This is a genomic window from Vibrio cionasavignyae, from assembly GCF_050337155.1.
Lineage (GTDB): Bacteria > Pseudomonadota > Gammaproteobacteria > Enterobacterales > Vibrionaceae > Vibrio > Vibrio nomapromontoriensis.
This window is the reverse complement of record NZ_JAKJSR010000010.1, coordinates 413,282-428,329: the sequence shown is the minus strand read 5'-3', so window position 1 is coordinate 428,329 and position 15,048 is coordinate 413,282. Positions and strand designations below refer to the sequence as shown.

General features: G+C 45.3%; 16 protein-coding genes. 4 read left to right on the top strand and 12 right to left on the bottom strand.

Annotation, left to right across the window (positions count from 1 at the left end; genetic code table 11):
• The first annotated feature begins 7 nt into the window (after positions 1–7).
• Both btuC and btuD read left to right on the top strand, forming a co-directional pair.
• Complete coding sequence (gene btuC / locus L4D74_RS05170; RefSeq protein ID WP_428751068.1) at positions 8–1,006, top strand: vitamin B12 ABC transporter permease BtuC; 999 nt, start codon at positions 8–10, stop codon at positions 1,004–1,006.
• Complete coding sequence (gene btuD, locus L4D74_RS05165) at positions 990–1,745, top strand: vitamin B12 ABC transporter ATP-binding protein BtuD (RefSeq protein WP_428751067.1); 756 nt, start codon at positions 990–992, stop codon at positions 1,743–1,745. The genes btuC and btuD overlap by 17 nt, the downstream gene beginning before the upstream one ends.
• A 132-nt stretch (positions 1,746–1,877) precedes the next feature.
• Here btuD and L4D74_RS05160 read toward each other — a convergent pair whose 3' ends face one another.
• The 3 genes from L4D74_RS05160 to L4D74_RS05150 all read right to left on the bottom strand — a co-directional run bounded on the left by L4D74_RS05160 (position 1,878) and on the right by L4D74_RS05150 (position 3,452).
• Positions 1,878–2,450, bottom strand: a complete 573-nt coding sequence (locus tag L4D74_RS05160) for a nucleoside triphosphate pyrophosphohydrolase family protein (protein ID WP_428751066.1) — start codon at positions 2,448–2,450, stop codon at positions 1,878–1,880.
• Between the two features lie 436 nt (positions 2,451–2,886).
• Positions 2,887–3,150: a hypothetical protein gene (locus tag L4D74_RS05155; protein WP_428751065.1), complete on the bottom strand. Its 264-nt coding sequence runs from the start codon at positions 3,148–3,150 to the stop codon at positions 2,887–2,889.
• A gap of 173 nt (positions 3,151–3,323) precedes the next feature.
• On the bottom strand, positions 3,324–3,452 hold the full coding sequence (locus L4D74_RS05150; protein ID WP_428751064.1) for a hypothetical protein: 129 nt from the start codon (positions 3,450–3,452) through the stop codon (positions 3,324–3,326).
• 53 nt (positions 3,453–3,505) lie between these two features.
• On the opposite strand from L4D74_RS05150, the gene L4D74_RS05145 reads away from it, so the two are divergent.
• A complete protein-coding gene (locus L4D74_RS05145; RefSeq protein ID WP_428751063.1) occupies positions 3,506–3,670 on the top strand; it encodes a hypothetical protein in 165 nt (54 codons plus the stop codon).
• Here L4D74_RS05145 and L4D74_RS05140 read toward each other — a convergent pair.
• Together L4D74_RS05140 and L4D74_RS05135 are read right to left on the bottom strand one after the other, a co-directional pair.
• Positions 3,656–4,219: a DUF1415 domain-containing protein gene (locus L4D74_RS05140; RefSeq protein WP_428751062.1), complete on the bottom strand. Its 564-nt coding sequence runs from the start codon at positions 4,217–4,219 to the stop codon at positions 3,656–3,658. The genes L4D74_RS05145 and L4D74_RS05140 overlap by 15 nt on opposite strands.
• 79 nt (positions 4,220–4,298) lie before the next feature.
• Positions 4,299–5,501, bottom strand: a complete 1,203-nt coding sequence (locus tag L4D74_RS05135) for an MFS transporter (RefSeq protein WP_428751061.1) — start codon at positions 5,499–5,501, stop codon at positions 4,299–4,301.
• A gap of 117 nt (positions 5,502–5,618) precedes the next feature.
• On the opposite strand from L4D74_RS05135, the gene L4D74_RS05130 reads away from it, so the two are divergent.
• Complete coding sequence (locus L4D74_RS05130; RefSeq protein WP_428751059.1) at positions 5,619–6,488, top strand: LysR family transcriptional regulator; 870 nt, start codon at positions 5,619–5,621, stop codon at positions 6,486–6,488.
• Positions 6,489–6,561: 73 nt separating this feature from the next.
• On the opposite strand, the gene L4D74_RS05125 is transcribed toward L4D74_RS05130, so the two are convergent.
• The 7 genes from L4D74_RS05125 to nosR all read right to left on the bottom strand — a co-directional run bounded on the left by L4D74_RS05125 (position 6,562) and on the right by nosR (position 15,009).
• Entirely contained in the window at positions 6,562–6,915 is a 354-nt protein-coding gene (locus L4D74_RS05125) for a DMT family transporter (protein WP_428751173.1), read from the bottom strand.
• Between the two features lie 246 nt (positions 6,916–7,161).
• Complete coding sequence (locus L4D74_RS05120) at positions 7,162–7,647, bottom strand: nitrous oxide reductase accessory protein NosL (RefSeq protein ID WP_428751058.1); 486 nt, start codon at positions 7,645–7,647, stop codon at positions 7,162–7,164.
• Between the two features lie 122 nt (positions 7,648–7,769).
• Positions 7,770–8,588 carry an ABC transporter permease gene (locus tag L4D74_RS05115; RefSeq protein WP_428751057.1) on the bottom strand — a complete coding sequence of 273 codons (819 nt, stop codon included), beginning with the start codon at positions 8,586–8,588 and terminating at the stop codon, positions 7,770–7,772.
• On the bottom strand, positions 8,585–9,523 hold the full coding sequence (locus tag L4D74_RS05110; protein ID WP_428751056.1) for an ABC transporter ATP-binding protein: 939 nt from the start codon (positions 9,521–9,523) through the stop codon (positions 8,585–8,587). The genes L4D74_RS05115 and L4D74_RS05110 overlap by 4 nt, the downstream gene beginning before the upstream one ends.
• Positions 9,520–10,845: a nitrous oxide reductase family maturation protein NosD gene (locus tag L4D74_RS05105; protein WP_428751055.1), complete on the bottom strand. Its 1,326-nt coding sequence runs from the start codon at positions 10,843–10,845 to the stop codon at positions 9,520–9,522. The genes L4D74_RS05110 and L4D74_RS05105 overlap by 4 nt, the downstream gene beginning before the upstream one ends.
• Positions 10,846–10,920: 75 nt before the next feature.
• Positions 10,921–12,813 carry a TAT-dependent nitrous-oxide reductase gene (gene nosZ / locus L4D74_RS05100; RefSeq protein WP_428751054.1) on the bottom strand — a complete coding sequence of 631 codons (1,893 nt, stop codon included), beginning with the start codon at positions 12,811–12,813 and terminating at the stop codon, positions 10,921–10,923.
• Positions 12,814–12,891: 78 nt separating this feature from the next.
• Positions 12,892–15,009, bottom strand: coding sequence for a transcriptional regulator NosR (gene nosR / locus L4D74_RS05095; protein ID WP_428751053.1), 2,118 nt, complete (start codon positions 15,007–15,009; stop codon positions 12,892–12,894).
• Positions 15,010–15,048: the final 39 nt, after the last annotated feature.

Below are 15,048 nucleotides of genomic sequence, written 5' to 3'. Positions count from 1 at the left end.
TCCTCTTATGAAATTCAATCAGTTACTGCATAGAAACCAGAGACGTTGGCGCAATTTAATTATTGCGATGAGCTGCGTTTTGCTAGGTTGCGCTTTTCTTCACCTTTCAGTGGGTGAAATCTTAATTAATCCATTTTCTCCCAATAGCGCACTTGAGTCGCGACTACTGTATGACTTAAGGATGCCTCGCTTACTTGCCGCTGCGGCGATTGGTGCTGCATTGGCGCTTTCTGGTGCGGCATTGCAAGTGTTATTGGGCAATGTGCTTGCTGAACCCGGTGTGCTGGGTATTTCAGGTGGAGCCAGTCTAGGCATGGTTTTGGTGTTGTTCATCCTTCCGGTGGCAGCAACGCCTTTAGCATTTATGTTAGCAGGGGTGGGAGGAGCGTTATGTTTTACGCTGCTTCTGGTGGGCATGGCGCGTGCAATGCATCTAACGACCACTCGCCTCTTGCTCGTCGGTGTCGCGTTGGGCATTTTATCGAGTGCTGTCGTGACATGGGCTTTTTATTTTAGTGATGACTTAAGTATTCGCCAGTTAATGTATTGGTTGATGGGCAGCGTAGGCGGGGTGAGTTGGTACCAACACAGTTTGACGTTGATTATGATTCCGGTTGCGCTGTGGTTGTGTGCTAAGGGCTCTGTGCTCGATAAGCTCATGGTTGGCGAAGTGCATGCGCAGCAACTGGGTGTTGATGTACACCGTATTCGTTGGCAGTTAATACTTGCGGTGTCGCTATTGGTGGGTGGTTCAGTCGCGTTAGGTGGGGTGATCAGCTTTGTTGGTTTGGTCATTCCCCATTTACTTCGTCTCACTTTTGGTACTGAGAACCGCTACTTACTACCATTGTCTGCGGTGTCTGGTGCCGCGTTACTGGTGGTTTCAGACATATTAGCTCGCACTGTGCTTGACTCTGCTGAACTTCCTGTTGGCGTGATGACGACGACAATTGGTGCGCCTGTGTTTATTTGGATGTTGGTAAAGAGTCATGATACAGGTTCATAATTTAGCGGTGGGCACGCGTTTATTACCGTTATCGGTGAGGATTCCTCAAGGTAAAGTCACGCATGTTATCGGCCCCAATGGTAGTGGTAAAAGCACCTTTTTATCGGCGTTGGCTGGTGTACTGAGTGCAGAAGGGGAAGCAACCATTGATAATGTATCAATGGCAACGCTGTCATTGGCGGATCTCTCTTTGCTGCGTGCGTACCTAAACCAGTCATCGCGTCCGGCTTTTAATATGCCTGTTTATCAATATTTGTCGCTCTCCATTCCAAGTTGTGCCACCTCAAGTGCTGCGATCAACACAGCGGTAGAAGAGATCACTCAGTTGCTCAACTTAACGTCAATGCTAACTCGAACCGTTCATCATTTGTCTGGCGGTGAATGGCAACGAGTGAGGTTAGCGGCGTGTTGTTTACAGATTTGGAAGCCCATCAACCCCTTTTCCAAGCTACTGATCCTTGATGAACCTTCAGCACCGCTTGATGTAGGCCAAGAAAAATATCTGCACGAAATGATCGCGAGGATTACCCAACAGGGAACCGCGGTCGTCGTCGCCAACCACGATCTGAACGTGACGCTAAAGCGAGCTGATCACGTTGTTATGCTCAACAACGGCGTGTTGGTACAGCAAGGCGATAGCCGCAGCGTATTGACGGAAGAGAACGTGAGTGACGTTTATTCAACCCGAGTGCAGCGAGTTACGATTAATCAACGGGATTATTTACTTTTTGATGAGTGATGCGAGGGGGGCTTGGGTTTCTGATTCATCACAGCGTTTGGCTAGAAATGATCTACAGTATTAGATCTCCAAACAAGTCGAATAAAAAAAGGGCCGCACGGCCCTTTCTTACAAACTTACTTGCAGTAAACGTTATACGATCGGTGCTAAGTCAGCAGGGCGGTAGTAAACCGACTTGAGTACTTTGCCTTTACGAATCGTTTTAGCATCGGATACGAAGTCTTCTGCACACTTAGCAATCACGTAAGCCCCTTTTTGAACCGCCATCAAAGTGATGCCTTGGGTCGCATAATGTGCTTCTGTTTCTGCGTATTCTTGCTCGTTACGACAAACTTTACTCATGTTGCTGGAATGGATTTCATCCCAGCACTTGATGAAGTCGATGTTGCGATTCGCTGCCACGTGCAGTAGCAATTCAATCAAATAGCTAATGGCTACGTTTGCTTCGACTTTGTCGTCACCTAAGTGCACCAGTCGCCCCATCAATACGTAAACAGAGTCGATGATGGCATCAGCTTGTTCTACTTTTGAATCGGCTTCTGCAAGCTCCGTCATCTCTTCGATAGCTAGCGAGCTGTGCAGCGTGTCGGCTGCGTCGTCTAGTGTCTCGGGTGCGTTAACCGGTAAGTCGAACGTGGCACGAAACTCAGTGATATCACGATAAAGGTGGGTAAAAATCTCTGGTGTCAGTTTTGTTAGTTTCATTGATAATTATTCGTTAGGCAACAATGCTTGTGATCCTATCAAACGCGTTTCGTTATAGCTAGATTAAGTTAGCGTCGTGAAGGAGAAGACACACTCTGTGACTAATTTTATCTTGTAAAATTAGTGGTGATTCTATAAGGTTTATATACAAAGTGATTGATATCTTACAAGGTTTTGCTTGTGAGGCTATCACGTCATATACTTTTATTAGATTAAAAATGATGGAGTGGTGACCGCTCGGTTGTTTATGGTTAATGTCTGACAGGGGGGGGAATTGCTTTTGTTAGGCAGCCAGTTTCAAAAGGTACACGTACTTTTTGGAAACGACGTTTTGGAATTAGGGTCCCGATTCGTCACAAAAAGCCACCTCGAAAGAGGTGGCTTTTTACTTGATGACGTTTGGCGTCCTAAAAACCTAATTTAAATACGCTATGATTTAGCCACATTCCGATAGGTCTTGGTAAAAGTTGTCGAATTTTCCCCACAAATGAAGCAGCTGATTGAGCGATGGGTCATCAATAAATTTTGCGTTAATGTGCTCGTGCCCGCTCATTAGTACTAAAAAATGACTTGTGATGCTTTTTGCTTGTGGAATCGCATGCCATTGCGCCAATAATTCGTTTTCGCTGACCTCATTGCTGCGCGCAAGCTCGATACCGCTGTCTTCATTACGCATAAAAATAGCAAGAGACATTTTCATGATTGCTCCATTGTCGCACACGACTTTTGAGCGCGATGGTAACAGTTATTACATTACCTATCACCATATGGAATAGTGAAATTTGTGAGCGTTTGTAAAGCCTTTATGGCGGGCGATTACACACTCGCTTTGATAGGGTATTGAGCGTTTACATTTATGCGCTAAGGCGAGGATTAATCGCCGGAAATTACTTGCTGAGATGGGGTATTTGCATCGTTGTGCTGCATTGAGTCCATGACGTCGTAAGTAATGCAGTAGGTGATAAGTAATACGAGTGGAATAAATTTGATCCAAGCTTTCATAGCGATAGTCTCTAATAGGTGAATACTGAGAAATTATCACTCACTTGGTTACGATGAAATCGCTATTATCGCAATGTTACTTTGCTGTCTTCGCTGACTCTGTTATGCCAGCGTTGACAGTATTCATCTCTAAAAAGAAACGAATACTGCCAAGCCAAGCCAAGCCAAGCCAAGCCAAGCCAAGCCAACGGCTATCGGTTGATTTAGCTGACAAATAAATATGGGAATAGTTTTTTACGTTCAGCTTCACTAAGGCCACTGACACGGGCGATATTGTTATCGGGTATGGCGTCTGGATCCGGGTAGTGCTTAAGTACTTTTGCCATACTCGCTTCACGAATTAAATGGAAAATAGGATAAGGGGAACGGTTCGTCAGGTTCTCTGCGTCTTCAGGGTCGGCACCACCAAAACAGTAATTTGGATGAAAGGTAGCCACTTGATAGATGCCTTCCCAATCATTTTGTTTAATGAGCGCTTCGACCCAATCGATAAAGAAGTTGTAGTCCATGAAGTCATCAAGCATGTTAGGTACAACGACCAAAGTCGTCTCGAGATCTTCGGGCTCTGTCTGCTCCAATAGCATGAGTTCTCCCAAAATATCCTCTAGCAGTCCTTCTTCCTTATTCGCTAAACTTACAAAGGTTTTGATCTGCTTATTGCGCTCTGGTTTTGCTGCAAAAGGGCACAAATTGAGCCCGATTACGACCTCCTTTAACCATTGCTGGACTTGCTCTTCAATGTGGACGATTTCTTCTCGTAACGACATAACACTCTACCGATAAAATTCTTAAATCGGATTATATGATCGCTGAAGACGTTTCGCTAATAATCGCTCAAAATAACCGTTAAGCGGGAGAGTTGACGACTAGCAGAGACTCGTTGACGAGTTTTAGCTTCCAACAAAGTGAGAATAGCAGTAAGTATAATATTCCCCCGCCTTCTACGACCCCGAGCCATTGAGAGTGTTGCCAGCAATAAAGTAGAAAGAATCCTCCTAAACTGCCGCCTATGTAATAGTGCACCAAATATAATGCAGTTGCGGTCGCTTTGGCCTGTTGCGCTTTTTGGCTTACCCATGCATAGGCTAAGGTATGCGTAAAGAAAGCGCCGCCACTAATGAATAGTAACCCAACAACCATTGCAGGAATGGTGTCGACAATGGCAATGAGCATCCCACATAGGCTAATGGTCGCGCCGAGTGCCATTCCGGTGATAGGGGGAAAGTGGCGACTCCAAATACCACTCCATTTGGAGCTTAGTGTACCAGCGAGGTAGCAAAGAAAAATCAGTGCCGCCATTGCGATGGGCAGGTTGTGAGGCTCACTGACTAGCCTAAACCCCATGACTGAATATAGGTTAACAAACAAAGCAAAATTTACCCCGCCAATCAGCATGGCAAGCCATATATTGCGATTGGAGAGATGCATCACTAAGGCTCGGTTGTGGTGGCGGAACATGCCTCTAGTGGGTTTAAAGTGTTTTTGTTGCGGAAGCAGCCATGCCACTATTAAGACGCATACAAAGGTAAAGCAAGCGATAACAATGACAGCGGTTTGCCAATCAAACATATCGGTTAATACGCCTCCTGCGATACGGCCGGCGATTCCCCCCAAAGAATTGGCTGCAATGTAACCGCCAATCGCATTGTTAAATGCTTCGCTAGAGAGCTCCTCAACCATATAGGCGACAGCAACAGAGGCAAATGCGGCTAAAGCAAACCCCATTAACGCGCGCAGCATAACAAGCGATAATAAGCTTGTCGTAAGTAGCATTAATGCGCCAATGACAGGCAGTAGAAATAGCCCAGTTAACATGACCGCGCGTCGTCCCAAGCTCTCTGAACTGATTGCCCACGGCACCAATGAAAGGGAGAGTGCTAACGTTGCAGCGGCAAAGACCCAATTGATTTCGGTTTCAGAAACCGCAAAATGCTGTGAGAGTTGGGGCAGGATTGGTTGAAAGATATAGAGGTTACAAAATACCAGAAATGAACCGAGTGAAAGTCCCCAAGTCACTTTACTATATTCTGCTGAATGTCGTTCAATCACAATTCACCTCATTTGGTTTCTAAATGCCGACTAAAATGCAGCAATGTGACGAAATTATCACCTGAATGGTAATAAATAAAATATATTAAAAATATCACTACAATATATTTTGTTTATATGGATATTCGACAGCTCAAACATTTCCTCGCGGTGGCTCGAGAGCAAAACTTTACCCGAGCAGCAAAGAAGGTAAACATTGCTCAACCGGCGTTAAGTATTTCAATCAAAAAATTTGAACAACAATTGGGTGTTCAGCTATTTTCCCGGATCGACAAGCAGGTGGTGTTGACTCAGGAAGGGCGGGCGCTGAAGCCGCACGCCCAAAAAATATTGCAGCAAGTCGACGACGCGACATTGGCCATTGATGAGCTGAAAGGCTTGCTGAAAGGGGAGGTGCGTTTAGGCACTCCAAGCATGATGGGGAGCTATTTTTTCCCAAAAATCATCATGGCGTTTAAATCAAGGTACCCCAACTTAAAAATGACAGTGGTTGAAGCGGGCACGCAAGATATTCGTAAAATGCTACTGGCAGGGGAGATTGATTTAGGCGTTATTCGCAACACCGATGTACCGGATGACTTAGATGTCGACCCCATTTACCGTTCAGAGATGGTTGCGGTAATGAGCGAACACCATCCTTTTGCGTCGCAAGACACATTAACCTTTGATGCGTTCTTTCAAGAAGAGTTGGTGATGTTCAAGCCGGGTTATTTTCACCGGGATTTTATTGATGAAGAGTGTCAAAGAAGAGGGGTAGAAGCTCAGTTTTCTTACGAAACGAACTTACTGCCGATGATTTTAAGCATAGTAAAGCAAGACTTTGCTATCACCGCTTTATTAGAATTGGTGACGGAGCACGAACCCAAAACGCGCGGTGTCTCGTTTGATCCACCTGTTTTTGTCGATCTTGCATTAGCATGGCGTAAAGATGGCTATTTGTCTCGCGCCGATAGGGCGTTTATGGAATACATCAAAAACCACACGTAAGCGTTTAATTAGACAAGGTAGGCACTTTTAATCCGACCTTGTCTTTTCTATGGTTCCCAACGAAAGCGCGTATTTAGTGACCAACGGTTTTTGACAATAAGTTCACGATAAGAACTCCGGCAAGAATAAACCCAATGCCGATTAATGCTGGTAAATCGAGTTTTTGGCCGTAAACAAAGTAGCTAACGGTTGCGACTAACACGATACCAGCACCACTCCAAATCGCGTACACCACGCCAACGGGCATTGTTTTTACCGTGACGGACAGTAAAAAGAAAGCGATGCCGTAGCCAATGAGCACAATAATACTGGGTGATAACTTGGTGAATTGTTGTGTTTTTGGAATAAATGAAGTTGCAATAACTTCAGCCACGATGGCAATAGAAAGTGCAATTGCTGGGGGTAACGAAACGAGTAGTTGGAACATATAGCAACACGCCACATAGATGAATACGAAACAACTCGTATTCTGAGGCGCGAAGTATAAATAAAAAATATCAATTTGGAAGTACGGAAAGCGTAATTGAATATTACGGTATTGCAATAATCTAGGGACGAGTTGACTACCGTCTGGAAAGAGTGGCTCCATTCTTTCCAGACAGGTCGATTTTTCATGTATAACGGCTAGATGAAATAGGCTAAAGGCTAAAGTGAAGCCGATGCAGTGTGTCCGTTACAGCTTGTCGAGAGTGATATCGTCAAAGCGATAGACCTCGCCGCCAAATTCCGTTGAAAATGCCTTGGCGTCGGACTCTTTACTAAAACTTGCCAATGTCTTGCCCATTGCTCCGGTTTGATTTGAACCAATGACATACCACGCTGTTTTGCCATCAATAAAGTACTCATCTTCTGGTTTCTGCCATGGTGTTTTACTCATGTCATGGACAAAGATCTGCTCGATCTGGCGCTGGTTATCTGGCTGTAAAATATAGCTAAACATATCTTTGGTGGAGCAGAAGCGAACCGTCGTGTCGCTGCCTTTTTGATAGGCTTGCCCTTTTGGTCCGGGATAATTGGTGATGACCATGCCACAAAGGTGGCATTCGTCAGCGCTTTCGATAGCTTGTGCTTGTCGAATAACCTGCTGTTGTTCCGACTCTCCGCAGCCAAAAAGGAGCAAGGCAAAAATAGAGATAAACAGTGATTTGATGGTATTCATTAGTCGTCGTCCTTAGTCTTTTGGAGATTTAAGTCATTCAAGGTATATCGTTATTGTGATTATTATTGTCGTAATCACTGCTGTTATAAATGTTGTTGCGGTGATGCGTACGTGCGTTATTGCTATAAATGCTTACGTCTAAAAATGAAAAGTGACACGCTTAGGGGCAATAAGATCCAAGCGAACAAGGCGAAAATTAGGCTCTGCGTTGATAGGCTGCTGTTTATTGCGACGGCGAGTACGCCATTCACATCGGTTTGATTAAGGGCGGAAAGATTGATGAGCCTGAAAAGATCGGCAGGGTTGAGTAGCATGATCTGCACGAGCGTCTGTTGGTCGAGTAATTCATATCCGCCAATAAGTACCCCTAGTAGCACAAGATCAAAAACCAGAACAAAAAATAGCCAAGTGAGTAATGCAGCCCCGGCCGCTTTGGATTTTTCAGACACCATAAGGCTAATGAGATACGCCAGTGCAACGAAGCATAAACCGAGTAAGCTAGAGGTGATAATAAATAGAGTAAACGCCCCCCAAATGGCTTGAATTGGTGTGGTAAGGCTTAACAAAACGCCAGCAGAACCAAAACCTAGTACCGTTGCGAGTGTAATGATTCCTCCCTGTCCGATAAATTTACCGAACAGCAATTGCGCATGACTCACAGGGTAGGTCATTAATAATAGTAAGGTGCCAGACTCTTGCTCGCCAACAAAGCTGTCATAGCAAAGTAGCAGCGCGATTAACGGAATAATGAATACGGATAGACTAGAGAGGCTCGCAATGGTGGAAGATAGCGATGGTGTCGCCAGTTGACCAGAGGCGACGCTTCCATAATAGCTAATACCAATCGATAACAAGGCAAAGACCAGAGTGATGGACACTAACCAGCGGTTTCGCAATCCGTCTTGAAACTCTTTAAGCGCGACAGCAAAAATAGGGTTCATAGTGTGTTCTCCTGCGGCTTAGTGAATTTGTCCTGACTGGTGCTTGGTGTTAACCCGAGAAAGTGTTGGTAAATCTGCTCTAGGTTAGCGGGTTCCATTTGAATATCACTCAACGATTCATGTGCGAGTAACTCTTTGAGCACTCGCATTTTGTCTTCTTTGGGAACAGAGAGTTGATCATTTGAAATCGCGAATTCCGCGAGTTTGCTGTTGCTATAGATTGCGCCATTCAGCCCACTGGTTTTTATTTTTGTCGGTAGCTGTGCTTGTGACCTCAGTTCATCCAAAGTACCAATGGTGATTGAGCGACCTTGAGATAAGATCATCGCTCGATCGATATGTTGCTCGACACCCGGTAGTACATGAGAGCAGAGTATGATGCTTGCCCCTTCTTTTTTTAATGTGTCGACACTTTGATAAAATTCCTGAGTGGCAATTGGGTCGAGTCCAACTGTGGGCTCATCGAGAAGCAGTAGTTTCGGTTTACCAAGAAAAGCCTGTGCTAAACCGAGACGTTGTCGCATGCCTTTTGAGTAAGTTTTGACTTGTCGGTGTAGTGCATGGGACAGACCCACTTGGTTGAGTAAATCTGTGATCTGTTGCTTCGGCGCCGATTTTAAACGAGCAAAGTAGGTGAGGACTTCGAGCCCGGTTAGTTGCTCGTAAAAGCTGACATTTTCAGGCAAATAGCCAATTTGTTTGCGTTCTTGCCATGCTTGTTGACCGCTTGGATTCATGCCAAAGACGGATACGCTTCCTTGCGATGCTTGTGTGACGCCTAGAATGAGTTTCATGGTCGTGGTTTTGCCCGCGCCATTGTGACCAAATAACCCCAATACCTCGCCGGGCATAATGGAGAAACTCAGCGCATCAACCGCACAGACATTTTTGTATTGCTTGCTCACATTGTCGAGTTGAACGATAGCCTGATTCATGAGTGACTCCCCTGTAATTGTGATGCTGTTGGAGCCAGTAGTTGCTCGCGTTTTTCCGAGTGATTGGGCGGTGACATGAGTGGGTAGGAATCCTTCACTCCCGATGGTTTTAATACTGGGAATTGTTTTTGAATCCAGCGCAGCATCAAAATAGTAGGGCTATCGAGCAGTACTTTGGATTCTGGGTATTTCCATACCACTTTATCAATACCATCGTTGGGCTCGAATGGGGTATCGCCCGTTGAGCTATTATTGAGGTCCCATCCTAGATAGTTACTCCAATAGTTTCCTTTGCCGTTAATGCTCCATTCTTGCGCTTGATTTGAAACATACTTAACTTGAATCGGATTATTGATGAAGCTATTGCCGGTGACTTTGACATTTTCAGAGCCCGCAGTGAGGTGAATGCCAATTTCAGCGGTATCTATGGTGTTGTGGCTAATTTCGTTGTATCCAGAATTGTAGACAAAGAGTCCTTTGCCTTCGCGACCCACCACTTTATTCTCTGGCTTCGTCCAAATATTGTTTATTAGGTTATAGCTAATGGTGGAGTGGGTGATGAAGTTCATTAGCATGCCGTAGTCTTCATTGTCACGGCTAATATTGCCCATGACTTGAAGGTGTTTCGAACTCATTAAAGCGTAGCCTGCACGTGTGTTGTAAGCGGTGTTTCCTATGACGCGATTACTGTGTGAGTACATGTAATGAATGCCATAGCGGAGGTTATACATGGTGTTATTGCGAAGCTCACAATCCTGGCTTGATATGATGTAGAGACCATCACGAGTTTGAGAAATGGTATTGTTACTAACGTAAGCATATTTGACGGTTGAAAGCTGTATGCCATTACCTCGATCAGCGGAGCGCAATGCGGTGTTGCCAATAATCGTGTTGTCGTTAATGGTAATGTTTTGAGCACGCTGAATCCACATGCCAAACCCATCACCTTCAAGTCTATTGTTAATGATAGTGAGTTGCTCTGCTGTGGTGTCTGAGTAGATGCCTGCATTTTGCTCGGTAAGATCTTGCCCCCAATTTACGATATGTAAGTTGGAAACCTCGATATTCGAATTGGTAAGGGTAATCGCATTGCCAGTGCCTTGTGCATCAATAATCGCGTCGCCCTTGCTCGTGAGTATCAGCGGTGTCGAAACCACATAGTTCCCGTAAAACCGCCCCTGCCCAAGTACAATGGTGTCACCTTGTTGGGCACGATCGAGTGCGTGTTGTAAATCATCACTTGGGTTCACTGTCGTTACCGCGGCGAAGGCGATGCCGTGATAGAGGAAAGTAACAAAGAGTAGCCAAGAAAAATGCTTCAATGACGTTATCCTAATTAAGTCGTGGGAGAAGAGTGCTCCCTCCATCATCGCAGAGGGAGCAATACGCAGAAGTGTCTACGCTTCGACGAGCATTCGACCTCGCATTTCCATATGTAGGGCGTGGCAGAACCAGTTACAGTAGTACCATTGCACTCCAGGTTTATTGGCAACAAACGTGATAGATGAGGTTTGTTGAGGACTGATTTCCATTTGTACGCCATGGTTCGTCATACAGAAACCGTGGCTGACGTCTTCAATCGTATCTAAGTTAGTAATGACCACGGTCACAGTGTCACCGAGTTTGACTTTGAAATCGTTCATGCCAAAAGTTGGTGCGATGGAGGTCATATATACTCGGACTTTGTTGCCGTCTCGAATAACCTTGTTGTCCGTCATCACGTTGACTCCGTCTTTTTTGGCTATTTCAATGGTTTCAGCAAAGATAGGATCATCACGTGACCAAAGTTTACTTGGCTTCACTTTACTGCGGTGAATAATGGTGCCGTCGTGCGGTTCTGCAAACGTAGGTCCGTCGTGAACCAGTTTCATTTCGTCACCGGAGATATCGATTAGCTGATCGTTTTCGGCACGCAGTGGCCCAACAGGTAAGAAGCGGTCTTTAGAAAACTTACAGAGTGAGACCAGCCATTTTCCGTCAGCGTCACGAGTTTCGCCACTGGACGTGCTGTTATGCCCAGGTTGGTAATGCACATCAATTTTCTGTTTGATGTAGTTTACCTTTTCTCCGTTGTACGCTTGGATGGCTTCTTCTACATTCCATTTGGCAATCTGGCTATCTAGGAACAACGTAGTATACGCAAATCCACGGTTATCAAATGCCGTATGCAAAGGACCGAGACCAAGTTCTGGCTCAGCGACAATGGTGTCTCTTGGCTGGATTTTGTCATTGAAGAGATCATCGAGTTTTGCTGTGGCAATAACCGAAACAGTAGGGGACAGTTTACCGTTAGCAATGAAATACTTGCCGTCTGGAGAGGTGTTCATTCCGTGTGGCGATTTTGGAACAGGAATATAGCGAGTAAGGTCAGATCCTTTACGGCCATCGAGTACTGGAATGTCATTGTTGTTGTAGGTTTTAAATTTACCGGCTTTTAATGCGGCTTCACAACGTGCCAGACTAAAGACCACTACATGGTCACGTTCTGCCGTAATCATCTCACCCAGACTCATGCCCATTTCTGAGTTATAACACGTTGAAGCGAAGTATTTACCATCATAGTCTGCATCGGTGTTGTCTAGGTTGCCATCAACCATGACTTGAAAGACCACTTCCATTTTTTCTGCATCAATAACGTTAAACAGTGAACGGTAAGTGCTGACGTCTTCTAGCGTCGCCTTGCCATCATTGTTCATTGGAATTTCAAATTCACTGTTACAAATAACGTATTTGGTTTCCGGTACTTTTTGGACTCGAAGACCATGGATGGCTTGTACGTTAGGAATAGTGATCATCTTATCCACTTTCATGACGTCACAGCGGATACGGGCAACACGTGAGTTTGCTTTATCATTGATAAACACGTATTTACCGTTATAGCGACCGTCGGTCATACTCATATGAGGGTGATGGGAATCACCGGATAGAATATGGGCGCTGTCACCTTTGATTCGTTTACTTTCGTCAGTAAATCCCCAGCCCGTTGCACTATCTGCGTTGAAGACTGGAATACGCATTAATTCACGCATTGATGGGATGCCTAGGATTCGTACCTCGCCCGAGTGACCACCACTCCAAAATCCATAGTATTCATCCATCTCACCCGGCTCAACATAAGGGCTGTTACCTGACTCGGCTGCCTGCGCTTTTGCCATTGAGGCAAACATGGCGGCCGACATTGGCGCAGCTGCGACGCCTAACCCGATGGCAGCAGTTTTACCAAAGAACTTTCTTCGCTCGGTATCGACGGGCATATTGTCCGGGGTGAGGGTCTTTTTGTCATCGCTCATGTTGAGTCTCCATTCTTCGTATGTAGGGCTGATACGTAGTGTTGCAATGCGGTAAGTCCGTCATTGCCTCGTTATCCATTACGGTATTTGTGTTACTGGGATATCAGCGTCGCTCTGTTTCCGTTTTTTATATGCCTGTTTTTTTAATGGTGGGCATTTTCCATCGTTGGAATAGGTGATTTGGCAATCTAAGCAGTAGTGACATTCACGCATGTTAATAACCCCGTTCGGATGGATTGCTTGAATTTCACATTCTTTTGCGCAAATTTTGCATGGAGAGCCGCATTCAGGGCGTCTTTTTAACCAGTCGAAAAGACGAATACTGTTGGATACGGAAAGTGCAGCGCCCAATGGGCACAAGTAGCGGCAGAAGGTTTTGCGGTTAAATAAGTTAAGAGACAGCAAAAATACCGCCCACAGGATGAAAGGCCATTCCCGGTCGAACTTGAGCAAGAATGTGGTTTTGAAAGGCTCGATCTCTGCGAACTGTTCTGCGAGTGCTAGTGAGTCAAGAGACAGAGCAAATAGGCCGAGAAGAATAAGGTATTTGATCGCCCATAGTCGTTCATGAACTGCCCATGGCAATTCGAATTGTGGGATTTTAAACGCTCTCGCACTTTGATTGATCAACTCTTGCAGCGCGCCAAAAGGGCATAACCAGCCGCAATAGACTGCGCGTCCCCACATTAGAATGGTCACTGCCGCGGCGCACCACAGCATGAAAATTATTGGGTCGAGTAGGAAAAGATCCCACGAAAATTGTGTCATTAGCGCGTTGAGGAAAGTGAAAACATTGACTACGGAAAGTTGTCCGCCCCAGACCCAGCCTATGAAAACAACGGTAATAATTAAAAAACCGTGGCGTAGGCGGTGCATGAAAGTCGGATGGCGTACTAAGAGATCTTGGAAGAATAGAATAAGCAGTAAGGTCACAATGAGAAGAGAAAGCAGCACTACTTTTACTTGGTTTTCTTGCCACACTTGCTGAGTTAAGGAAAGCTCGGGTTGCAATATGATCGGCGCTGGTGTGTCTACGTATTGTGGTAGAGGGCTATAGTCGCCTTTAAAGCTAGTAAAAACGCTATCCACCGCGCCAAGTTGGCGGCGCACAAGCAATTCAATTTGCCAGTCGGCACCGGGGTCAAATTCATGGTGCGCTTGTACTTTAAATACCGACATTTCATGAAATCGTGGGGCACCTGAGATATATAGGTCGAGGATTCGATTATGGTCTAGATCTCGAAAAGAGATTTCATTGTCGCTTTGGTGGACTTGGATTCGGTCGAAGATACCACCCCTCACATAGCCAGAGCCTTTGTAAGAGTAACCATTGCCAAAAATAGCAATAAGATGTTCATCGACTTGAAGATCGTTAACTAGCCATTGGTACTCTTGCTCGCCGAATAGGTTCTTGCCAATGGTAGGGATGTCGGCTTGTGCGTAATAGATTTCAGCAAAAGGCTGATCGCTCTCGCTGGTTGCTACGCGATCAATGTTTTCTGCTGCGGTATCGGTAAACGCGTCTTGAACGGCTCCTTTTCGTATCAATAATTTACGAATGGAGCCATCCCCGGTTAATTCCAACCAGTTTTTCTGCTCAAATAGTTCTTTTTTTATCGTTGATTTTGGTTGAATGATATTGCTGCTCGGTTTAACGATGCCCAAAGACTCGGCCACCTTGGTCGCTGCTTTTGTAATGGCGACATTCATGACCATGACTGTGACCGTAGCACCTGATAAACCGTCAATAGGGATGTAGTTTTCGTTTACCTTACCGCCCACTTTAATCCGGTCTTTCACTGACAGTCCGACATACTGATCGCTAAATCCCCATAATTTGCTTTCGGGTATTCCGGCTAAAATGATCGGTTCATGGTGCTCAAGAACTTTGGAGGCGAGATAGGTGCCTTCAGGATCCATAATCACTAGCATGTTAACAGGCTCACCTGAGTAGGCAGGTATGCTTGCAATGTCATTAGTTTCAAAGGCATAGCCGAGAACGTCCTCATTATGTTTGATGGTTCTTACTAGAGGATCGCCGAGCTTATCTGAAATGGATGTCTGGGTAGGGAAGGCTTGTTCGATGAGCGGAATAGGATCTTTGGGAGGGCTGACAAATAGTGCGTAGCTGGGCACGCTAATAAACAGTAGAGCGAACACCTGACACACTAGAATTTTTGTGGCAATTCTCAGCATAAGCGCTCCCTTTCTATCCATATTGCCAGACCGAACAAT

Coding starts and splice junctions, on each gene's coding strand:
- btuC (WP_428751068.1), top strand. CDS start 8: ATGAAATTCAATCAGTTACTGCATAGAAACCAGAGACGTTGGCGCAAT.
- btuD (WP_428751067.1), top strand. CDS start 990: ATGATACAGGTTCATAATTTAGCGGTGGGCACGCGTTTATTACCGTTA.
- L4D74_RS05160 (WP_428751066.1), bottom strand. CDS start 2,450: ATGAAACTAACAAAACTGACACCAGAGATTTTTACCCACCTTTATCGT.
- L4D74_RS05155 (WP_428751065.1), bottom strand. CDS start 3,150: ATGAAAATGTCTCTTGCTATTTTTATGCGTAATGAAGACAGCGGTATC.
- L4D74_RS05150 (WP_428751064.1), bottom strand. CDS start 3,452: ATGAAAGCTTGGATCAAATTTATTCCACTCGTATTACTTATCACCTAC.
- L4D74_RS05145 (WP_428751063.1), top strand. CDS start 3,506: ATGAAATCGCTATTATCGCAATGTTACTTTGCTGTCTTCGCTGACTCT.
- L4D74_RS05140 (WP_428751062.1), bottom strand. CDS start 4,219: ATGTCGTTACGAGAAGAAATCGTCCACATTGAAGAGCAAGTCCAGCAA.
- L4D74_RS05130 (WP_428751059.1), top strand. CDS start 5,619: ATGGATATTCGACAGCTCAAACATTTCCTCGCGGTGGCTCGAGAGCAA.
- L4D74_RS05125 (WP_428751173.1), bottom strand. CDS start 6,915: ATGTTCCAACTACTCGTTTCGTTACCCCCAGCAATTGCACTTTCTATT.
- L4D74_RS05120 (WP_428751058.1), bottom strand. CDS start 7,647: ATGAATACCATCAAATCACTGTTTATCTCTATTTTTGCCTTGCTCCTT.
- L4D74_RS05115 (WP_428751057.1), bottom strand. CDS start 8,588: ATGAACCCTATTTTTGCTGTCGCGCTTAAAGAGTTTCAAGACGGATTG.
- L4D74_RS05110 (WP_428751056.1), bottom strand. CDS start 9,523: ATGAATCAGGCTATCGTTCAACTCGACAATGTGAGCAAGCAATACAAA.
- nosZ (WP_428751054.1), bottom strand. CDS start 12,813: ATGAGCGATGACAAAAAGACCCTCACCCCGGACAATATGCCCGTCGAT.
- nosR (WP_428751053.1), bottom strand. CDS start 15,009: ATGCTGAGAATTGCCACAAAAATTCTAGTGTGTCAGGTGTTCGCTCTA.